Below are 21,957 nucleotides of genomic sequence, written 5' to 3'. Positions count from 1 at the left end.
CCTGCCTGATGGCGAGGAAGGGGCTTCTTGCTTCATCCCTCRAACGACTGTTCGCAAGTCCACAAGCCCATCMCCTACGTTCCRTAGGTGTCAGATAACTATAARATTTTGATCTTGAAGAGAGAATTTTTTGATATTGATTGCAGCATTTATGTCTCTGTCGTGCGTGGTTTTACAATCAGGACATACCCATTCTCTGGTTTTCAAGGTCAGATTACCATTATAATAACCACATACATTGCAAATCTTTGAAGATGGCTCAAATCTTCCTATACGTAAGATGGTTTTTCCCAACCATTCAGCTTTATACTCAAGTTTGGTTACGAAACTACTCCATCCAGCATCAGAAATGGATTGAGCCAGACAATGATTCTTTACCATGCCTTTAACATTCAGAGTTTCCAACGATATAGCTTGGTTCTCGCAGATAAGTTTAGAAGAGAGTTGRTGTTGGAAATTATTTCTCTGATTGCTAATAGTTTCATKRATTTTTGAAAGATGGTRTCTTGCTTTGTTACGGTTATTRRAACCTTTAACCTTCTTACTCACTCTTTTCTGYAAACATTTCATTCTTTTTAGAGAGTTTTTTAGGTATTTGGGATTCTCAACTTTTACCCCATTAGAAAGGATTGCAAAATCTTTGATGCCTACATCAATTCCTATGGTACTMGATTCTGATATCCTCTGTTTAGCAGGAAGTTCTTCTCCGTCATCCACAAGAATAGATATGAAGTATTTTCCTGTACTCGATCTTGAAATGGTTGAAGTTTTCATATCGCCTTCAAACTTTCTATGAAGAACTGCTTCGACTTCCCCAATYTTAGGTAGTTTGATAAGGTTTCTTTCAAAATCTACCGAATAATGTTGTGGCATTTGATAAGATTGCACTGGGTTTTTCTTAKATTTGAAATTAGGGAAACCAGATTTCTCTCTAAAGAATTTCGTAAATGCTGATTCTACGTTTACTAAAGAAGCAAGTAGAGCCTGAGAATTAGCTTTTTTYAACCATTCGTTAGAAGGTTTTACTTCATGAACTAAAATCCTTTGTAAATCAAACCTTGATATCGRTTTGTTATTTTGCTGATAAGTTTTTATTTTCTGTTCTAAAGCCCAATTATAGACAAATCTACATGCACCAAAATTTACTTTTATGAATAMTTCTTGGTCTTTATCTGGRTAGATTCGGTACTTGTAGGCTTTTAACATACTATAGATTATACGTTTTAAAGATATCTATAGTTTTTGTTAAATTTCCTATAATGAAGTTGACGGCTTTCATCTCCCACCTGTCGGCTGATGCCTCCGAGGAAGGGGACTTCCCGCCTCAAAGTTAAAAAACGAGATTTGAAGACGCAAATTTTGAGCTTTGTGGTCGACTTATTATATCTTATGAATAGACTGTTATATTATTGAATAGTATAAACTAACAGACTAAGTAAGCGCATATGTGAACACAAACCAGATGTATCTCGTTCAGTTTATGAAGTAGATTTTTGCTGTGAAAACTATAGCATGCAAAACAGGAGCTTGGGGTGAGTAGTTAATCAAATCAGAAAACACTGGTACCAACCGCTATCTGGAGAAAAGTGGAAGGATTTCTATTGTTACGATTTTCGGGAACTTACTTTAGGGATCCAAAATAGTGAAGAGCTGAAATTTCGAAAAAATGGAGGTTAGAGCAGCATACCATGGAGAAGGATAGAATGAGAAAAAGCTTGAGAGAATCTGGTATTGATATTATTGGATACGTGCCCTGGGGAACGCACTTCTGCCAGTTTCATCAGACAAAAGAAGATTTAATGGACGCACTGGTCCCCTATTTCAAGGCAGGGCTTGAAAATAACGAATTTTGCATATGGATTACATCAAAACCTTCTGAAGTAGAAGAGATAAAAGAAGCCCTGAGAAGAGCTATTCCTAATTTTGATGCTTATCTTGAGAATGGGCAAATGGAATTAATTCCCTACACGCACTGGTACTTTAAAGATGGCAGTTTCGATTCTGAAAGAGCTTTAAATTGCCTGGTTGAAAAACTCAATAGGGCTTTGGCAAATGGCTATGATGGTTTGAGGTTAACTGAGTGCACTTTATGGCTGAAAGATGAAGATTGGAATGTTTTCATCAATTATGAGGAAGAAATAGACAGGATAATCGAAAACTATCAGATAATAGATCTCTGCACCTATTCTCTTAATAACTGCGACGCAGTAGGAATCATTGACGTAATCGCAAATCATCTATTTGCTTTGATCAAAAGGGAAGGAGAATGGGAGCAGATAGAAAGTTCCAAGCGTAAAATAGCAGAGGAAGAAAGACTGAACTTAGCAAGTATCGTGGAATATTCATACGATGCCATTATAACCAAGTCCCTTGACGGCATTATTCTTAGCTGGAATAAAGGCGCGGAGCAAATTTATGGTTATTCGGCTAAAGAAGTCCTGGGAAAGCCCATATCCATCCTGGATCCACCCATATTAGTTGGGGAAACAAAAGAATTAGCTGAGCTAATTATACAGGGAGATAAAATCCACCATTATGAGACTTTACGGTTAAGAAAGGACGGTAAGATAATAAATGTCTCACTAACTCTTTCTCCGATTTTTGATGCTTCTGAAAAGCTGACCTCTATTTCAGTTATTGCCAGAGACATAACCAATAGTAAAAAAGCTGAAGAAGAACTCAAGAAAAGCGAGGAAAGATACAGGATTGTCACAGAGCAGACAGGACAGGTGGTATATGACTACGACTTAAGAACAGATAAAAGCAGCTGGGCAGGTGCCATAGAAGAAGTTACAGGATACAGTTTTGAAGAATTTCAGAATTTTGGCAAGGACGTCTGGATTAAGAATATCCATCTCTCAGATATGAATTCTGTGGACGAAAAGTTCCAGAATGAGAGAAATATCGGAGGCAGGTTTAGAGAAGAATTAAGGTTGAGAAGAAAAGATGGAACCTGCATTTATATAGAAAATTCCGGGATTTGCCTCACGGATCATGAGGGTCTGCCTTATGGAGCTATAGGAGTACTGAAAGATATTACAAGTGCCAAGATTGCAGAAAATCAGCTTCAAGAAAATGAGGAAAGATACCGCACAGCGACCGAACAGACAGGACAGATTATATTCGATTTCAATCTCGAAACACGTGAAGTCAGGTGGGCAGGAGCCATACGGGAAGTAACAGGGTACGATCCAGAAGAGTTAGAGAATTTTGATAAATCGGTCTGTATAGAACATGTGCATCCTGAAGATAGGCTCGAACTGCTTGAGAACCTGATGACGTTTTTTGAGAAAGAGAAAAAATTTCAGGTAGAATTCAGGCTCAGAAAAAAAGATGGGAACTACATCTATGCCGAAAACTATGGAGTCTGGCTAAATGATGACAAAGGGAAGGTATACAGAGCCATCGGAGTAATTAAAAATATTACGGAACGGAAACTTGCAATAGAAAACGTTGCAGAAAGTGAGAGAAAATACCGCTCTTTTATACAGAATTTCCATGGGATTGCTTTCCAGCTGGATGAAAACTTTGTTCCTGTATTTCTGAATGGTGCTGTTGAAGAGATCACCGGGTATAGTGAAGATGAGTTCATGTCCTGGATTAAGTGGAAAGACATAATCCATCCGGATGACCTGTCTCTCGTTCTCAAAGCAGAGGAAAAGATTCGGAGTTCTCTATCCTCAGGTTACGAAGAAATCGAATTTCGTATAAAGCGCAGGGACGGTAGAATCAGATGGGTTAATGAAATTTACCAGAAAATTAAGAGAGAGGATGGAAAGCCGGAATTCTACCAGGGTACGATTTACGATGTGACCGAAAGAAAAGAGACCGAAAAGTTCCTTACGAATATCGAAACTGCCCGCAAAAAAGAAATCCACCATCGAATCAAGAATAACTTGCAGGTCATTTCCTCACTGCTGGATCTCCAGGCTGAAAAATTCAATAACAGAGAATGTATTAAGGATTCAGAAGTTCTTGAATCCTTCAGAGAAAGCCAGAACAGAGTAATATCCATGGCTCTTATCCATGAGGAACTGTACAAAGGTGGAGGGCTCGATACACTAAACTTTTCGTCGTATGTTGAGGAACTCGCTAAGAATCTTTTCCATACATACAGGCTTGGAAATGCCAGTACCAGCTTAGATGTAAATCTGGAAGAAAACATTTTCCTTGACATGGATATTGCAGTCCCATTAGGAATAATTGTTAATGAACTCATTTCCAACTCCCTCAAACATGCATTTGCCGATAAAGATGATGGGAGAATTCAAATCAAATTTTGTAGGGAAAAATCTCCAGAAAGTAAAGACAATAGAGCAGGAAACAATAATGAGGGCTTAAAGGGAATCTGTTTTATCCTCACAGTATCGGATAATGGGATGGGTGTGCCTGAAAGTTTTGATCTGGAAAATCCCGACAGTCTTGGAATACAACTGATAACCACTCTTGTAGACCAGTTAGATGGAGAAATTGAACTAAATAGAAACAATGGGACGGAATTCACTATAAGGTTTACAGTAGCGTAAAAGAGAGCAGTATTGCAAATTTGCTGTAAATTCTAAGTCCAGTTTTTGCGTACAGTTTGTAACTTTAGTCACCTGATATGGAATTTTATATGAAGTACCGTAAAAAACTTCTTTTATACGCACTCAGCTTTAGAATTTGGAACTTTTTGTTCCAAAATTGAAGCAGTATACCTGACTCAATTCCAAATAATAAATCTGAAAGAGTATCGATACAGAAATCATCAACTTTTTGAAAAACATATGCTTTGAAATTGGTGAAAGGTACTGCTTTGAGTTCGATGCAATTGGTGCTGATGGTGATCACGTCAATCGTTTCTTGCGGGCATGATAGATTCAGACTCTAAATCAATGCTATTTTAAAAAATAACTCCCAAAAGCAGAAGATATCTTCCTGGCATAGTAATGTTTATTTTAGTCCAACGCCGATAATTGTAAATGGATATTCCAGAGAGAAAAAACCTTGGAGGAGCTAACCTTCAGGGAGCTAACCTTCAGGGAGCTGACCTTATAGAAGCTAACCTTGAAGGAGCTAATCTTCAAGGAGCTAATCTTCAAGAGGCTAATCTTCGAGGAGCTAACCTGCAAGAGGCTAGCCTTCGAGGAGCTGATCTTTTTTATGCTGATCTTACAGAAGCTAACCTTCAAGGGGCTAACCTTCAAGAGGCTAATATTGAAAAGGCTACCCTTCAATTGGCTAAACTTCATTTGGCTAACATTAAAGAGGCCAACCTTCAAGGAGCCAACCTTCAAGGGGCTGACCTTTATGGAGCTAACCTTCAAGGGGCTAACCTTCAGGGAGCTAACCTTTATGGAGCTGACCTTCAAGAGGCTAAACTTGAAGGAGCTAAACTTGAAGGAGCTAAACTTGGAGGAGCTAAACTTGAAAGGGCTTACCTTATAGAGGCTAACCTTGAAGGGGCTAACCTTGAAGGGGCTAAACTCGGAGGAGCTAAACTTGAAAGGGCTAAACTTGAAAGAGCTTACCTTATAGAGGCTAACCTTCGAGGAGCTAAACTTGAAGGAGCTAAACTAGGAGGAGCTAAACTTGAAAGGGCTTACCTTGTAGAGGCTAACCTCGAAGGGGCTTACCTTATAGAGGCTAACCTTGAAGGGGCTGATCTTCAAGGGGCTAACCTTAAATTGACTTACCTTATAGAGGCTAACCTTGAAGGGGCTAATCTTCAAGGAGCTAAATTTGAAGGGGCTAAACTTAAAGAGGCTAACCTTGAAAGGGCTAACCTTGAAGGGGCCAACCTTGAAGGGGCTCACGGGTTATCACTTGACCAGCTTTCTAAGGTGAAAACACTTTATGAAGCCAAAATAGATGAAAAACTTCTCATACCATTGAAAGAGAAATATCCTGCACTTTTTGAAATACCTAATTAAGATGGATGACCGGATATTACCTAAACTTCTAATGGTATAGATCTTACCTTTTCTTTGTTCAAATCTCCTCCAAATTCGATACATCTCTCTTTTTAAGGCATCTAAGGCACTTTTAAAATGCCTCTTATTGGTCTTCACAGAAATGGATAACACATTGGAACAAATATTTTCCTTGATATGCGACTTAATAAACGTTACAAGGTAATTTAAAAGCAGTACTGGATTAGCTAATTTTGCTATAACCTTTTTACTTATTTCAACAAAACATCTTTTTGTACTGGGAAATGGAGAGGATTTTCACACTTAATAAGGACAAGATTCCAGACGGATATATAAAAGGAGCTGATCCCAAAACTCAAAATTACTCTTACGAACTTCGAATTTGGAATAGTCAATCGGGGTTCGGATCATCAAGATAGTTCTAGATATAGGAATGAAAATGGTTTTGGGATGGGCTCAAGAAGTAACCTGGTATGGTGCTATAATTTTATAGCGATGGCTATCGAGAAATGAAACAAAAACTAAGATGAGCTATACTTTTGTTCAAGGTAAGAAGATAAAGTTGACCAAATTTAATTGGAATTTGGGAATTTCCTTGAAAATGGAAATCAAACCAGAAAAAATTAAAAAGATTCAGAAATCATGATTAGGTGGATATTTGACAGCTAGAGCCCTTGTTATACCTAATATCAACAGCAATGTTGATAAGCCTAAAATAAATTGATAATCAAATCTCTGGTCATATACCCCTACTGCGATTTCACGCATAACTATTAAAATCGTAGCGTCGGTTACATATGTAAGTCTGATTTCTTCATGTTCACGATAATCCACAAAAGTCTTGAAAAGGTCAATAAGAACAAAAATTGTAAGGACACTGGATACTATCTGACCAAAACCGCCACCGAGAGTTCCAAATAAAATTGATCTGATATCCTGGAGGATATTTAACACTCCGGCAAGTAGCGCCAGTATCAGTATATAAAGGACGATAATAGTGACTAAATCAATTATCGTTTTAAATATTTTATCCTGATCTATCATGAATATTTTATAATGAGCTCTCATTTTTACTCCCGCATAGAAAAGATTGCGATTTCTTAAATTCCAACTTTGATACGTTAGTGCTTCTACAATATTGGCTAACCTTATATGAGCTCGTCCCAAAACCAATTTTATTCTCAAATCAGTAGGGTTTCAGAACTTTTTTCCATGCTCAGAAACTCGATTGATATTCAGAATACGAGATTCAAAAAAATCATTTTGAGTTCTGGGACGAGCTCAAAACCCTTCAGTTTTTTAACTTTTTAATTATTAATTCAGGCGTCAGGCCTTTCCAGTTTTTCCAGTATTTCCGGCTGCGCTTTAGGTTGCTTTTCAGACTGCTCTTCAAGCTGTTTTTTAGATGAAGGTAGCCTTAGGGATTCGATATCCCAGTTCGCTCTCTTTGATCCTGCCTGATACACGCTTTCAAGAAAATCAAGCACCGCCTTCTCTGGCGAATCTGCGTTTCGGACATCTTCATACATTAGAAACGCCTCCCCTGCTTCAGGGCTCCAGAAGGCTTCTTTCGGGCTCAGAGGTTCGTCCATAAAACCGGCCGGTTGTGGATGCATATATGCATAAAAAGCAGGCTCTCTTACGTTCTGGTCCCCTGCCCAGAACCCGAAACTGATCATCTCATGCGAAGAAGCCTCACGTTCTACAGGATCTGCCTCCTCCCTGACAGGAACAGGCCTGCCTGAGAATAGAGTAAAAGCCAGGTCAGCATGGTGCCAGAAAAAGTGCACAGGTGAACTTTTCCCTGTGAACCAGCCCCTGAAAACCTTAAAGATCGAATCGACCTGTACAAGGATCCTCCAGAACCTGTTCACGTATTCTTCATTATAAGACGCGTACTGATAATCCGATGTAAATGGCTCTGTCACTCCGGGTATGTCGTAAGGCACAGGCTTGATGCCTGCCACTATCCCGAGTTCATTAAGGCTTGAAAAAACCTTTTCATAAAACCCGGCAATAGACAGCCTTTTCAAAGGCACGGTTTTCGAATCACCTTCACTTGTCTCGATCCTCAAAAAGTGCTCTTTATCTCTGAAATCAAATTCCATTTCAAAAGTCATATCCTCATAAGGAATAGGTCCCGTAGTAAGCCCGCGCACAGACACATAAAAAGGCACATGCCACCAGTGGTTCATTTTCGGATTCAAAGCAAGCCTGACCTTTCCCACAATTTGCAGAAACAGGTGTAGTGTATTCTTTGTATCTTCCCACTCTTCAAGCGGCAAAGCCGGAAACTGAACGTCTCTTGTAAAACTGGTATTTACCATAATATCCCCCAAAATTAATCTCTTAACTTAATGACAATAGAATTTATTGATAACTCGACTAGAGTTATAAGATTTATTTTATACAAACCGGTTAATTTATAAGTTTAAAACATTTCCCACCCGGATAAAAAAATTAAAATATTAACATTAAAATAGAACTGAACAGAATAAAACAGAATAAAACAGAATAAAACAAAACCAAATACAGTCTCCCAAATTTATCATTTTAACTTATTTTTCAGGCAGTGTTTGAGTGTTCCACATATTCTATCACTGACCCGTCAGGATGCTTTACCGTCATATTCTTGCCGGTCGGAACTTTTGCAGGCCCGCGGATAATTTTTGCTCCTTTTTCTTCCAGATAAGCCCTGAATTCATCGAGAGAATCAACAAGAAATGTAGCCTGCGTACTTCTGAATGGTTTCAGAGCTTCATCCGAGCCGGCTATCAGTAAAATATCTCCTACCTGAGCCAGTTCCAGGCCAATTTGTGGGATTTCAAAACGCATGGCTGTGGGGGTGCCGAGAAGGTCTTCGTAGAAGTCAAGGGCTGAGTTAAGGTCGGAAATGTAGAGGCGGGAGAGGGTTTTTAGGACTTTCATTATGTCACCTGAGATGAAAGCACTTATACTTAAAGAGGATTTTAATATTTAACTTCTCTATTGTACACTTGACTCCCTAATTTGATTTTCTATTTGATTTCATATGCATAAAAGAAACAGTAGCTTAAACGCGTACTGAAAAAGGCCTCAGAAACTTCTTGAATTAAATGAATCTGAGTTCCGAATGCTATATTATCGGGATCTAAAAAAGAATGTTTAAATTTTCGTTTTTACCGGAAACCCTCCGAACACAAATGCACAATTAAGTTGCGGAAACCAGGGATTTCAGTCTACTAATTACTATTTTCTTGTATTCAACTAATCTGTAGTTCCAGTAATATTCCCGGATTTCTCTGTCACTTATCCTTTCTTCATTTTTAATAACGGGCTTTATGTATCCCAGTAAAAATGCTATTCCGGTATAGTGTGGTCTCTTTAAAGTATAGTTAAACACATTTAACAATATTAATATTGGATTTTTGTTTAAATAGTAAGCCATATATCCATTAAATTTATACCCGTTCCATAAACCCTGAGCACTGCTCGTTAACCTTTTTTCTACCATCTGGATTTCGTTAAACCTCTGGATGTGCCAGCCCCGCAGTATGGCTTTTACATTTGAAATAGAATCTGCAGAGGGTTCCAGTGAAAAACAGTCTGTATCAAAAAAACATTCTTTTGACCAGACTCTTCCTGTGCCTGAAGGGAAGTTTTCAGCCTGTCCGGACAGCTTTAATTTGCCATCTATTTCATGGTATAGTCCGCCGCTTGCAATCCCTAATTTTTTATTGGTTTCAAATTTATGCATTATTTTTTCAAAGTATTCTTTTTCCAGTATTGTATCTGCGTCCATTGAAGCAATAAAATTATAATTTATTTTATTTCTCTCACAGTAATTTAATGTGAAGTCAAATCCGCTTTTATAGACATAGGATACGTGAAAAATTATGTCTCTCGGTTGGGGAGGCAAATGTATGGTTTTTATCCAGGAATATCTGGATACGAATCTGTGTATTATTTTTGGAGAGCCGTCAGTACTTCCGTCATCAATAATTAACCAGAGAACAGGTTTTACAGTCTGGTTAATTACGGATTCAATGACATCACGAAGAAGCTTTTCTTCATCTTTTACAGGCGTTATCAACACGTACACAAGTATTCATTCCCCCTCAGTAAATAAAGAAATTCAGGGGGATATATAGTTGCCGTGCTAAGTAATTTTATCTTATTTTAACTTATTTTTGCCGGGAGTGTTAATTATTTTTGCGTATATTTTTATAAGGGCTTCAGGGTAAACTCAGCAATAAAGTTATATTCTTTCATCGCGTTCTCAGTATAGATATTTTTATGCAGACCGTCAAATATCTTGCAAGAAATAGCGGATTTTTGTTTCTTAACGGCATTGCAACGAATATACTCAGTTTCGTAGCTATGTTATATATCGCCCGTTACCTGGGCCCTGAGGACTACGGAATATTTTCTTTTGCTTTTGCTTTTATCTATTTCTTCAGTTTCATCCCTGACCTGGGAGTTCACCAGATACTTGTAAGGGAAACTGCAAAAGAACCTGAAAAAGCAGGGAAACTGATCGGCAACGGGACTATAATAAAATTCTTCCTTGCGTTTATTGCTTTACTGCTGGCTCTTGTTTTAATAAATGTCATAAATTTCCCCCTCTCCACAAAAAATGCATTGTATATAGCGGCTCTCGGACTGCTTATAAGCGGGACAGGAGCCTACGGAACCATATATGAAGCAAAACTGAGAATGGAATATTCTTTATTATTCAACCTTGCTAGCAGGGTCTTTCTTCTTGTATTTGTTTTCCTGGCTATTGCTAACCATTCGACGCTTAATGTTTTTATCCTTGCTTCGGTTTCAGCTACTTTTCTACATAATTTATTGATGGTCTTATTCTCAAAAAAGTTAGTCAAAGTATCTTTTGATGTTGACCTTCCTTTAATGAAACAATTAATAAAAGAAGCTATCCCGATTGCCGTTGCCTCGGTCTTTACGGTTGTATATTTCAGGATTGATGTCCTTATGCTCTCCTTTTTACGGGGAGATGCTGAAGTTGGGTTTTATTCTGCTGCCTATCGCCTTACAGATGCGCTTGTTTTTCTTCCGGCAGCGTTTACAACCTCCACATTTCCTTTAATGTCAAAATATTTTAAAGACTCTTTTGATTCATTTAGTTTCGCATACGCCAGGACTTTTAAATATCTTTTCGCTGCAGGTCTGTTGATTGCAGTCCTGGTAACCTTTACTTCGGAAAAAATTATATTAACAGTCTACGGCCCTGAATATCAGAACTCAATAATTGCGCTGCAAATCCTTATCTGGGCAACAGCAATTACATTCATAAGTGTCCTTATCAGCTCCACATGCGTTTCCAGCGGAAACCAGCAAATAATCTCAAAAACAGCCATATTAGCCGCACTTTTAAATGTAATTTTAAACTTGATACTGATCCCTTCGACTGGTTATGTGGGTGCTGCTATTGCTACTGTATTTTCAGTACTCGGGTCTATGACCTTTGGCCTGTTCTGGATTCATAAGAACCTTTTACACGAAAATCCACTCAAGGGAGCCATTTCTCCCCTCATAGGGGCATGTGTGGTATCTTTATTTATTATCCTTTTCAGGTCATATGCTGATATCCTGTTCCTCAGTGTTGCCTCAGTCCCGATTTTCGCTGCAGTCCTTTACATTACCGGCTGGATAGACTCTGATGACAAAAGCATTCTTTTAAAACTTATTTCCCGCAACACAGTTTGATACCGAGAGATCTTGATACGTTCCACGATAAATTCCACAATAAATATTACTAACCTCTCTTAATTACTAACCTCTCTTAATTACTAACCTCTCTTAATTACTAACCTCTCTTAATTACTAACCTCTCTTAATTACTAACCTCTCTTAATTACTAACCTCTCTTAATTACTAACCTCTCTTAATTACTAACCTCTCTTATTATCTGGCTTTAGATATCCAGTTTTATACATCCAGGCCGAAAAACAAAAAAGGTTAAAGAATGTTAATCCTTGATCATCCCTACGTCTCTGAATTTTTAAAAGATACTGCTGCAGAGCTGCAGGTTCCCGTTTTAAAAAATGAAATGGCAACCGGAATAAGTACGAAAAAAAAGCTGAAGTTTCTTGACAAAGCCGAGTTTATTGAATTCATAAAAGAAAAAGGTGAATGTTCTCTTTATTCCAATTCCGAAAATTCCATTGGCTGGATTTCTGAAAACCTTGGCTTTACCGGGCTGCCTGAGAAAATTGAGCTTTTCAAAAACAAAATCAAATTCCGGCAACTGCTAGAAAGGATATACCCTGATTTCTATTTCCAGGGAGTTGAGTTTGAAAAGCTGGATGAGATCCGTGTTGAGGAAATAAAGAAGCCCTTTATCATAAAGCCTGCTGTAGGTTTTTTCAGCCTTGGGGTACGTAAAATATCCACCAATGAGGAATGGAGTTCAGTCCTCCAGCATATAAAAGCCGAAGTCGAGGAAATTAAGGGACGTTATCCTGTGCAGGTGCTTGACACAGGAGAGTTCATTATTGAAGAAAATATCGAAGGAGAAGAATTTGCAGTTGATGCCTACTTCAACAGCGCAGGAAAGCCCGTAGTCCTCAATATCTTAAAACATATCTTTTCTTCGGAAAACGATGTTGGCGACCGGGTATACTTTACCTCAAAAGCAGTTATAGAAACCTACAGGGAAACCGTTGAAGATCTTCTAAAGGAAATCGGAAAGCTTGCCGGACTTAGAAATTTCCCTCTGCACATGGAACTGCGGATCGGGAATGATAGGAGAGTCCAGCTAATAGAACTGAACCCTATGCGTTTTGCCGGTTGGTGTACAACCGATATTGCACATTTTGCCTATGGGATTAATACTTACAGGTATTTCCTGGAACAGCTTGAGCCAGAATGGGATAAAATTCTTGCAGGTAAGGAAGGAAATAGTTTCTGCCTTGTCATATTGAACAAGCCTGCGGAAGTGATTTCGAAAAATGTAAAGGCTTTCGATTATGAAAAATTGCTTTCAGACTTTGAAAAGCCCCTGGAACTAAGGAAAGCCGACCATGAAAAGTACGGACTTTTCGGGTACGTGTTTACGGAAACAAAGGACAGCAGCTGGAGTGAAATCGAAAGAATTCTGAAATCGGATTTGAAAGAGTATATCACTTTTAAATAAATTAGATAGCCGGAATTCATTGGTTTGTATACGAAATCCGGGATAGAAGCTTTAAGTTCTCTTCCTGCACCACGCTGGACTGTAACCCGGTTTATCAGATGATAGCAACCTTAAATCAGTAACCACAGCTAGGAGCCCTGGATGATACTTAGAAATATATCCAGGTCTAAAATGATATTTCCCTTAACCCTGGAAACCGTTTTTCAATTCAGGTAAACATAAGCCTCTCCGCCAGCTTGCCTGGCGATTCGTTAAAAAAAAGAAAAAAATTTAAACTGATGGAAAAATAAAAAGGGCAGTTTTGCACGTAGAGTAATTCTGTTTTATTTCACTCGAATACCCGTTAGCTTGCTGCAGGGTGCGCAAGTGAAACTTTGATTTGCATATTGACAGTATTTTGGATGTTTAACTTTATGGTTTTTTCAGTAATATTCCTACGGGAAGTCATTCACTGATCCAGGCTTTTGCTTCGGAAAGGTCTTTGTTCCTGTAGGTTCTCACTGAGCCGGGAATAACAAGTTTGAATACTTTTACGGCATTAATTATCCATTCTACATCTGAGACAACTGCGATCTTTTCAAACTCTGTGATGTGCCGTATGCCAAACCTGGCATCCTCCAGCATGGCATCATCGGTAAACCCCTCAAAATCCTCACTCAATTGATAAAGGAGACGGATCTTCCCGTACTTCTGTGCTTTATCCTCAATAGCAGGGACTAACACTCTGTCATAGTCTTCTCCCGTTAATATTCCACTTACAGTGACTGCTACGACGTTTTCCGGCAAACCCTGTATAATCTCTATCATTTTACTCCCCCTTTTTCGGTTCTACTTTGTTTAATTCTACTTCGTTTAATTACGATTCAAAATTAATCAAATTTATTATTCCAAACTAATATATATTTTAACTTGAAACCAGCGCAAAGTTAATAGCGTACTCAAATACGGTGCTGAAGGATCAAATTCCTACTTGTAAAATCCTGATTGGAGACATAGTGTTTTACCTTCTTTCAAATAAATCGAGTCTTCAATAAACATGCAAATAGCGTAAAACCTGTTCGTTGTGTTTAAATCCTGTTTTTTGTAAATATGAAAACAGTGCCCCTGCAGCAAAAAATCTATTTATCAATGAAGGTCTAATCCTTTTAAGGTAAAGGGGAAATGGGGTACTTGTTCTGGAAGAAGACGTCATAGAGGTAAATAACCTGGAGTATTTTTTCGGTGAAGTAAAGGCAGTCGATAATATCAGTTTCACAGTAAAGAAGGGAGAGATCTTCTCTTTCCTTGGACCCAACGGGGCCGGGAAAAGTACTGTGATCAATGTCCTTACTACCCTCCTGCCTATTCAGAAAGGGAATGCAAAGATTGCAGGACATGATTTGAAAAAAGAGCCTGAAAAGGTCAGGGAATCCATAGGGATTGTTTTTCAGGAGCTGACCCTTGACAGGGATATGACCGTGCGGGAGATTCTTGAATACCACGGCAGGCTCTATTCCATGCCAAAGGCTAAGAGACAGGAACGGATTGACGAACTGATCAGCCTGGTCGAGCTTGAAGGAAAGAGAGATACTCTTACCAAGCACCTGAGCGGGGGGATGAAGCGCAGGCTTGAGATTGCAAGAGGGCTTATGACGCGGCCGAAGGTGCTTTTTATGGACGAGCCGACAATCGGGCTTGACCCTCAGACCAGGATCAGGATCTGGGAATATGTAAGGGACATTAACCGTCAGGGAACAACCATTTTCCTGACCACGCATTACATGGACGAAGCCGACCAGCTAAGTGACAGGATCAGCATCGTAGACCACGGAAAAATAGTTGTTTCAGGCAGTTCCTGGGAGTTAAAAAATACGCTTGGTCAGGACCTTATCTACCTGGAAACAGGCGACAACTGGACAGCTGCAGAGCTATTAAAGGATCTCGATAGCGTAAAAGGGATTAAGGAAAAATCAAAAGGAATAATTGTCATGGTAAATGTGGACGGGACATATCTGCTGCCTGAGATCATGGACAGGCTTCGAAGCGGAGGGGTCACAATCAGGGCAGTAAACCTCAAAAAACCGTCAATGGATGATGTTTTTGTCCATTATACCGGCAGGGAGTTAAGGGATAATGGGGCAGAAAAAGGTCCTGTTGTAATCCCCAGGGTCAGGAGGCGTTAAGAGGTGAACACCGGGTTTCTTACCATCTACTGGCGCGATATGCTCAGGTTTGTCCGGTTTCGGGCTCTGCTGTTTTCCTCACTTGTCCAGCCCGCACTCTGGCTTGCATTTTTCGGAATTGCTATGTCAAATAACTTTGAAAGGTTGACTGCAACCATGCCAGTCGCTCCCGATGTCAGGACTGTTGGTTACCTGACCTTTATAGGTGCAGGCGTTATTGCAATGACCACACTTTTTACGAGCCTGTTCGGGGGGACAGTGCTGCTCTTTGACAAAAACTGGGGGCTTATGCGGGAGACTCTCTCAAGCCCGCTTCCGAGAATCCATGTTATTATAGGGATAGGGCTGTCCGGCATGACCAAATCCTTTATCCAGGCAGCTGTGATCATGGGGTTCGGGCTTCTGCTCGGAGTTGAGTTTTTTGAGGGCTATACGCCGATACAGGTTGTTTACTCCCTGATAGGGATCATGGTTTTTGTAGGCACATTCTCCTTCGGGTTTCTTTTCCTTTCGGCTGCAATAGCGATAACTATGGAAAGCCCGGAAGGGATGCAGGCAGTAATAACTCTGCTTACCATGCCTTTCTTTTTCACGAGTAACGCCCTTTATCCTGTAGACTCTTTCCCGCCTATGCTCCGGGCTCTGTCCACGATCAACCCGCTCACGCATCTTGTCAGCGGCATCCGGTACTTTGCAATAGGAAGCGACTTTTCTGCAATTGGAATCCGCTATACTTACACGCAGGAAGAGATTCTTGTTTCCTATCTTGCCTTGCTGGCTTTTGCAGGAATAATGTTTTTTATTGCGAGGTGGAGATTTACCAAGGTTACCGTCACATAACTATTATGTGATCCACAAGTAAGTGTTACATGATCCGCATATTCAGAACAGAGAAAAGGGGAATTCTATGGTATGCACGCATAGGGATACAATAAAATTAGAGGATTTTGAACCGGGGTCAAAGGGTTGTGAAGAATGCCTGAAAAGCAGGGATAGATGGGTGCACCTGAGGATATGCCTGGCCTGCGGGCACGTAGGCTGCTGTAACCAGTCAAAAAACAAGCATGCGACAAAGCATTTTGAAGAGACGGGGCACCCGGTTATTCAATCTTACCAGCCTGGAGAAGACTGGAAGTATTGTTATATAGACAGCGAGTACCTGCAATAAAAGAGTCAAAATAAAGGGCACCTGTAGTAAGAACTTGAGAGCTCAAAATGATAAAAATGACGGGAGGCTTAATTCTAATTAAAAAAAAACCTTTTTTCAGAAACTTAATTTCCAAAAATATATCCCTCCTCTTATCCCTTGATTTAATAAAAAAAGATTAGATAAAAATAGCTGAATAAAAGGGGTACAAATGAGTTTAGCAGGTCAAACAGCCATTGTAACAGGAGGGAACAAAGGGATAGGAAGAGCTATCTGTTTCGCTCTGGCAAAAGAAGGAGCAAATATCGTAATTGCTGCAAGGGATGAGAGTGAATCCAGAGAAACTCTGGATAGGTTAAAAGGCATGGGGAGCAAAGCATTTTCCATTCCGGTTGACGTGCGCAGCGAAGAAGATGTAAGGCGCCTGATCTCGATGACTATTGATAAATGTGGCAGGCTTGATATTCTTGTTAATAATGCAGGGGTGGCATATAAAAGGCGGCTGGAAGAAACCACCCTGGAAGAGTACGATAAAACCATGGATACAAACTTGAGAGGTGTCTTCCTCTGCACAAAATATGCAATTCCCTATATCAGAAGAAGCAAGAACGGAAAGATCATCAACATCTCCTCAGTAGGAGGGCTGCACGGTATACCTGAATTTTCCGTATACTGCGGCTCGAAATTTGCTGTAAACGGCATAACCGAAGCAATTGCCTCCGAACTGGAAGGGGAAATAAAGGTTTACTCAATCTGCCCTGGCGCTGTGGATACGGATATGTACCGGTCAATCTATGCAAATACGCCTGAACTCAAACCTGAACATATTGCGCAAAAAGTTCTGGAGCTCGCCTCTCCTGATTCAAGAGTTGCATCCGGGAAGATTATTGAGTTAAGTGCTCTGCCTGCCCCTCAACTATAAGAGTTTAAAATGTAAAAGCAAAGATATAGAATTTGGTTAAACGTACAGGACTTTGAATTCGGAATTCAAATTCGAAATCTTAGCTTATCGAACTCTGAATACATGTTATCTGAGGAACGCCCGTTTCTTTTTTAAGGGTTTTAAGGAGAGTTTTTTCAAGTTGATCTTCAACTCTCTGTTTTTAGCCTTATCAGAAATTAGTTTTAGAAATACTGTTTCCAAAAATGTATCCTTTATTTTGATAAATAATTAAATGAAGTGATTTTTATGAGATTGAGAGGTCAGACAGCCGTCGTGACTGGCGGGGGGAAAGGAATTGGAAGGGCGATATGCCTGGCACTCGCAAGAGAAGGGGCCGACATTGTAATTGCTGCAAGGACAGGAAAAGATATTCGGGAAACTGCCCGAATGGTAGAAAAAGAGGGTAGAAGAGCTCTTGCAGTAAGTACGGACATCCGAATAGAAGAGGATGTCAAAAACATGGTTTCAGATGCGATAAGTGCCTTTGGAAGGGTTGATATTCTCGTAAACAACGCAGGAGTAGCATACCGGAAGTATATGGTAGATACATCAAGAGAAGAATATGAAAATGTTATGGATACCAATGTAAAAGGCATGTTTTTTTGCACGAAATATGCTCTTCCCTATCTCCTTAAGAGGGGAGAAGGCAGGATAATAAACATATCTTCAGGTGCTGGAAAGCATGGGATACCCAAACTCTCTATATACTGCGCTTCGAAATTTGCTGTAATCGGTTTTACCGAGTCTATTGCTTACGAAATAGGAGGAGGCGTTCAGGTATATGCAGTCTGCCCTGCAAGTGTGGATACGGATATGTATCGCTCGCTGCACTCGGATGAGCCTGTCCTGAAACCCGAAGATGTTGCAAGGAAGGTACTTGAACTTTGTTTGCCAGAAACGACCCTCCCTTCAGGCTCTTCAATTGAGGTTTACAGATCTCCTCTCAAGGTTGTCTAATTCAGATCTTACTTTGCTGAAAATTCATGCCTTATTTATTTTATTTTATTTTGTTGAAAATTCTGTTTTTGTTCTGTGAAAAGAGATGAAAAAAGGAACAATATTGAAATCAAGGTGGAATCATGTTCAAAAACCGTAAAGATGCAGGAGAAAAACTGGCTCAAGCTCTTGAAAGGTACAGGGTTGAAAACCCTCTTGTCCTTGCTATTCCGCGTGGAGGAGTAGAAGTGGGACTGCAGGTTTCAAGGAGTCTGGGAGCTGACTGTTCCCTCATAATTGCAAGGAAACTGCCTTTTCCTGATAATCCGGAAGCTGGATTCGGGGCAATTGCTGAGAATGGGAGCACCTTTATTTTTGAAAATGCCGGTTACTGGCTTGCCGGAGAGACCATCGATCAGATCAAACAGGAACAGATTGCCGAAATAGAACGGCGCGTAAATGCCCTGAGAGGGGGAAACCCCCTGCCTGACATTGCAGGAAGAACAGTGATCCTTATTGATGACGGGATTGCTATGGGCTCTACTATGAGGGCATGTATCGAACTCTGCAGAAAAAGAAAAGCAGGAAAAGTTGTGGTTGCCGTACCTGTAGCAGGAAGAGATGTAGCAGACTCGATAGCAAAAGAAGCCGATGAACTCGTTGTGCTCGAGATTCCTGTCCACTTCAGGGCTGTTGCTCAGGTTTATGAAAACTGGTATGATGTCTCGGATGAAGAGGTGCTTGACCTGCTCAGGGAAAGGATCAGGGAAAAAGAGCTGAAAGAACATGAGTTTGATCAATCTGGACCAGGGACCTGAAAGAAATCCGGAATTATAAAGAGATCGAATTAAAGGATCGAATTAAAGAGATCGAATTAAAGAGATCGAATTAAAGATATTGAAGTAAAGGGATTGAAGTAAAGAGATTGAAGTAAAGAGGCAAAATTAAAACACTCAGAAGCCAGATATTAGAAATGTATAATATATCAGGAAATTCTTGGAGTTCCGTTACCAATTTCGTTATTCGTATGTTTTTATTTATCTAACTCGGGATAAGTATATGACCTGCCGAGTGATCACAGGGCGATCTTAAAGACTGGTTCTGTTCTGGTAACAGGACTGGTCATAGATTGATAGATTGGTCATAGATTGGTCATAGATTGGTCATACTAACTCTTTTTCACTGTTCTTCGAATGCCCGACAATCTGGTCAATATTAGGGAATGCTATTGCCAATCTGTGCCCTTAACTCGCTCCCGGGCAAATCTCCATGTTCCGGGCATTATATCATTATGGATCTTATCTGAAATTCAGGGAATAGCCAGCTAAATTAAAAGCTTTGTGTTATTTCTGAATACCGGAAAGTATTCCTGTCTGGAGAATTTACACTCCTTAATCGACAGGAAATCCCCGGAAAACTCACAATTATCTGGCAGGGTCAGAAATCACTGAGGCTTTAAACCCGGCTGATCGTTACACTCTTTGTAAATATGATGCCTCAGCCCGAAAGATCAATTTGCTTAAGAACGATTAATTTGGTTAAATCGGACTCATGCGCTGGCATCCTAAATAAATTTAATGAAGGTCAAACACCTTCAAGAGGAATCTCTGCACTCGAAAAGAGGAATTAAAATATATTAAAAATAGATGTATATAGATCTATAGATTATATAGAGCGGCCTAAAATATATGGAAAACATAAAATATAATGAAATGGTCTGGAATACCATAAGAGACATGGATTTAAGGAGAACAGGTGGAGGCTCCATAAATCAAACATAAGTGGAAGAAATCTACAGCATTATCATAATTATAGCAGTTTGGAGTTTAGAATCTCTGGAGTAAGGAAAAAAATGGATTTACTTGTCATAGCAATTATCCTTGCAGGCTTATACATGGCCTGGAACATAGGGGCAAACGACCTCGCAAATGCTATGGGGACTTCAGTAGGAACGGGTGCCCTAACAATCAAGCAGGTCATTGTCATTGCCGCTGTGTTTGAATTCCTGGGTGCCGTGTTCTTCGGAAAACGGGTTACCTCAACAATTGCAAAGGGGATCGTCCCCATTGATATGATCAGCAGCATTCACCCGGATATCGTGGTGTTGGGGATGCTGGCTGCAATTCTTGCCGCAAGTTTCTGGATAACACTCGCAACCTTTTACAACCTTCCCGTATCAACCAGCCATTCCATTGTCGGTTCTGTGCTCGGCTTCGGGCTGATCGCTGCTTATAACGGGACTATCTCTTTTTCTGACATTCACTGGGCTGTCCTTTTGAAAATCGTTGCCAGCTGGTTCATATCTCCGGCTCTTGGAGCTATTTTTGCATTTCTGATCTTTTCTCTGATAAGGAGTGTTTACCTTCACAGAGCTTCAGATATGCCTGCCGTTGAGAAAAAATTCATATTCTTACAGCTCATTACTGCCTGTTATATCGCATTTGCGCACGGGTCAAACGATGTAGCAAATGCTATAGGTCCTCTCTCTGCCGCACTTAACGTGCTGGGGGTAACAGGGGCCGAAATCCCTATCTGGGTGCTTATAATGGGAGGCCTCGGCATGGTAATAGGCATGGCAACCTGGGGCTATAAAGTGGTCGAAACCATAGGGTCAAAGATCACGGAACTTACCCCAACTCGAGGCTTTTCCGCGCAGTTTGCAACCGCCTCGGTTGTTCTGCTCCACAGTTATAGCTCCCTTCCGATTTCGACTACTCATACCCTGGTAGGTTCGGTTATTGGTGTAGGGCTTGCAGGAGGGCTTGCAGCCGTTGACCTGAGCGTAATCTGGAGGATTATTTCTTCCTGGATAGCAACAGTCCCCATAGCTGCCCTTACATCGGCAATAATCTTTGTGGGGCTCGAGGTGATCTTTTTATGAAAGACTACATCCGTTCCGTACTCGACGTGGTCGCAGAATCTCCCTTCGTCCCCCTCGAAATGCATGCCAAAAAAGGTGTGCTTGCAGTCGAAAAACTTGCTGAAGCAATGGAAGCTTACTGTACAGGTAATCAGGCACTTCTTAATGAGCTAACTGATGAAATCGATACACTGGAACACGATGCCGACAAAATCAAACAGAAAATCAGGGCAAGTATACCCTCCTCCATCAGGCTGCCTGTGAACAAAAAGGACCTCCTTTCTTTCCTCAAACAGCAGGACTCTATCGCCGACTTTGCTCAGGCTTCAGCCTACTGGATGACTTTGCGTCCCTGCAAAGACCTTCCTGATGAAATCAAAGAAGGTTTTCTGGAACTCATGGCAACCTCCCTTAAAACAGCCCGGATGTATGACCAGCTCGTGGGTGAACTTTACAAGCTGCTTACAACGTCTTTCAGCAAGGAAGAAATCAAAGAAACAATGCAGATCATCCCTGAGGTCGAAAAGCTGGAGCATGATGTGGATGTGCTTGAGACAGCCCTCTTAAAAAAGATCTTTGAACACGAAGAGGCTCTTGGGGGGGCAGGAGTCTGCCACCTTATGGGGCTTGTCGAAAGGATAGGAGGCATCGCCGATAAGTCCGCAAGTGCAGCTGACCGCCTGAGATCTATGATCGTCAGAAGGTAATCGCTTTTTTATTTCATCTTTCTTTTTTACTTCATATTTCTTTCGAGCTATGAAGATCCTTTTTGATCAGTTTGCCGCTTTATTCCAGGGTCCAGAGAATAAGTTTTTCAGTTTTCTATTCCTGCACCACGCTGGGCAGGATCTGACTGTCAGGA

The 21,957-nt window shown here is 40.4% G+C and carries 18 protein-coding genes and 1 pseudogene; 13 read left to right on the top strand and 6 right to left on the bottom strand.

Annotation, left to right across the window (positions count from 1 at the left end; genetic code table 11):
- Positions 1 to 90: 90 nt before the first annotated feature.
- Positions 91 to 1,206, bottom strand: coding sequence for a transposase (locus tag FXV91_RS00445; protein WP_229387263.1), 1,116 nt, complete (start codon positions 1,204 to 1,206; stop codon positions 91 to 93).
- 497 nt (positions 1,207 to 1,703) lie between these two features.
- Here FXV91_RS00445 and FXV91_RS00440 point away from each other — a divergent pair, with 497 nt between their 5' ends.
- The 3 genes and pseudogenes from FXV91_RS00440 to FXV91_RS00430 all read left to right on the top strand — a co-directional run bounded on the left by FXV91_RS00440 (position 1,704) and on the right by FXV91_RS00430 (position 5,912).
- The gene (locus tag FXV91_RS00440) at positions 1,704 to 4,526 is read left to right on the top strand and encodes a PAS domain S-box protein (protein ID WP_229387261.1); all 2,823 of its coding nucleotides are present in this window, start codon (positions 1,704 to 1,706) and stop codon (positions 4,524 to 4,526) included.
- A 205-nt stretch (positions 4,527 to 4,731) separates the two neighbouring features.
- Positions 4,732 to 4,851: pseudogene (locus FXV91_RS00435) on the top strand (IS200/IS605 family transposase); the annotation flags it as partial.
- A gap of 110 nt (positions 4,852 to 4,961) precedes the next feature.
- A complete protein-coding gene (locus tag FXV91_RS00430; RefSeq protein ID WP_229387259.1) occupies positions 4,962 to 5,912 on the top strand; it encodes a pentapeptide repeat-containing protein in 951 nt (316 codons plus the stop codon).
- A gap of 633 nt (positions 5,913 to 6,545) precedes the next feature.
- Here FXV91_RS00430 and FXV91_RS00425 read toward each other — a convergent pair.
- The 4 genes from FXV91_RS00425 to FXV91_RS00410 all read right to left on the bottom strand — a co-directional run bounded on the left by FXV91_RS00425 (position 6,546) and on the right by FXV91_RS00410 (position 9,993).
- Positions 6,546 to 7,085, bottom strand: coding sequence for a phosphate-starvation-inducible PsiE family protein (locus FXV91_RS00425; protein ID WP_229387257.1), 540 nt, complete (start codon positions 7,083 to 7,085; stop codon positions 6,546 to 6,548).
- A 146-nt stretch (positions 7,086 to 7,231) separates the two neighbouring features.
- The gene (locus FXV91_RS00420) at positions 7,232 to 8,239 is read right to left on the bottom strand and encodes a DUF5996 family protein (protein ID WP_229387255.1); all 1,008 of its coding nucleotides are present in this window, start codon (positions 8,237 to 8,239) and stop codon (positions 7,232 to 7,234) included.
- A 238-nt stretch (positions 8,240 to 8,477) separates the two neighbouring features.
- Positions 8,478 to 8,840 carry a VOC family protein gene (locus tag FXV91_RS00415; RefSeq protein ID WP_229387253.1) on the bottom strand — a complete coding sequence of 121 codons (363 nt, stop codon included), beginning with the start codon at positions 8,838 to 8,840 and terminating at the stop codon, positions 8,478 to 8,480.
- 262 nt (positions 8,841 to 9,102) lie between these two features.
- The gene (locus tag FXV91_RS00410) at positions 9,103 to 9,993 is read right to left on the bottom strand and encodes a glycosyltransferase family 2 protein (protein WP_229387251.1); all 891 of its coding nucleotides are present in this window, start codon (positions 9,991 to 9,993) and stop codon (positions 9,103 to 9,105) included.
- 194 nt (positions 9,994 to 10,187) lie between these two features.
- On the opposite strand from FXV91_RS00410, the gene FXV91_RS00405 reads away from it, so the two are divergent.
- The gene (locus tag FXV91_RS00405) at positions 10,188 to 11,618 is read left to right on the top strand and encodes a flippase (protein WP_229387249.1); all 1,431 of its coding nucleotides are present in this window, start codon (positions 10,188 to 10,190) and stop codon (positions 11,616 to 11,618) included.
- 259 nt (positions 11,619 to 11,877) lie between these two features.
- Complete coding sequence (locus tag FXV91_RS00400) at positions 11,878 to 13,047, top strand: ATP-grasp domain-containing protein (protein ID WP_229387247.1); 1,170 nt, start codon at positions 11,878 to 11,880, stop codon at positions 13,045 to 13,047.
- 444 nt (positions 13,048 to 13,491) lie between these two features.
- Here the strand turns inward: FXV91_RS00400 and FXV91_RS00395 are convergent, their stop codons facing one another.
- The gene (locus tag FXV91_RS00395; protein ID WP_229387245.1) at positions 13,492 to 13,854 is read right to left on the bottom strand and encodes an STAS/SEC14 domain-containing protein; all 363 of its coding nucleotides are present in this window, start codon (positions 13,852 to 13,854) and stop codon (positions 13,492 to 13,494) included.
- Positions 13,855 to 14,222: 368 nt separating this feature from the next.
- On the opposite strand from FXV91_RS00395, the gene FXV91_RS00390 reads away from it, so the two are divergent.
- The 8 genes from FXV91_RS00390 to FXV91_RS00355 all read left to right on the top strand — a co-directional run bounded on the left by FXV91_RS00390 (position 14,223) and on the right by FXV91_RS00355 (position 21,802).
- Complete coding sequence (locus FXV91_RS00390) at positions 14,223 to 15,209, top strand: ATP-binding cassette domain-containing protein (protein WP_229388542.1); 987 nt, start codon at positions 14,223 to 14,225, stop codon at positions 15,207 to 15,209.
- A 3-nt stretch (positions 15,210 to 15,212) separates the two neighbouring features.
- Positions 15,213 to 16,049 (top strand): ABC transporter permease, encoded by an 837-nt coding sequence (locus FXV91_RS00385; protein WP_229387243.1) that lies wholly within the window; start codon positions 15,213 to 15,215, stop codon positions 16,047 to 16,049.
- Positions 16,050 to 16,116: 67 nt separating this feature from the next.
- Positions 16,117 to 16,377, top strand: coding sequence for a UBP-type zinc finger domain-containing protein (locus FXV91_RS00380; protein WP_229387241.1), 261 nt, complete (start codon positions 16,117 to 16,119; stop codon positions 16,375 to 16,377).
- Between the two features lie 190 nt (positions 16,378 to 16,567).
- Positions 16,568 to 17,278 carry an SDR family oxidoreductase gene (locus tag FXV91_RS00375; RefSeq protein WP_229387239.1) on the top strand — a complete coding sequence of 237 codons (711 nt, stop codon included), beginning with the start codon at positions 16,568 to 16,570 and terminating at the stop codon, positions 17,276 to 17,278.
- 267 nt (positions 17,279 to 17,545) lie between these two features.
- A complete protein-coding gene (locus FXV91_RS00370) occupies positions 17,546 to 18,256 on the top strand; it encodes an SDR family oxidoreductase (protein WP_229387237.1) in 711 nt (236 codons plus the stop codon).
- A 122-nt stretch (positions 18,257 to 18,378) separates the two neighbouring features.
- Complete coding sequence (locus tag FXV91_RS00365) at positions 18,379 to 19,053, top strand: phosphoribosyltransferase (RefSeq protein WP_229387235.1); 675 nt, start codon at positions 18,379 to 18,381, stop codon at positions 19,051 to 19,053.
- A 1,034-nt stretch (positions 19,054 to 20,087) separates the two neighbouring features.
- A complete protein-coding gene (locus FXV91_RS00360; protein ID WP_229387233.1) occupies positions 20,088 to 21,116 on the top strand; it encodes an inorganic phosphate transporter in 1,029 nt (342 codons plus the stop codon).
- Complete coding sequence (locus tag FXV91_RS00355; RefSeq protein ID WP_229387231.1) at positions 21,113 to 21,802, top strand: TIGR00153 family protein; 690 nt, start codon at positions 21,113 to 21,115, stop codon at positions 21,800 to 21,802. The genes FXV91_RS00360 and FXV91_RS00355 overlap by 4 nt, the downstream gene beginning before the upstream one ends.
- Positions 21,803 to 21,957: the final 155 nt, after the last annotated feature.

The organism is Methanosarcina sp. DH2, from assembly GCF_020804225.1.
GTDB lineage: Archaea > Halobacteriota > Methanosarcinia > Methanosarcinales > Methanosarcinaceae > Methanosarcina.
The sequence above is the reverse complement of the archived record's forward strand: the minus strand, read 5'-3'. Positions and strand labels throughout refer to the sequence as shown.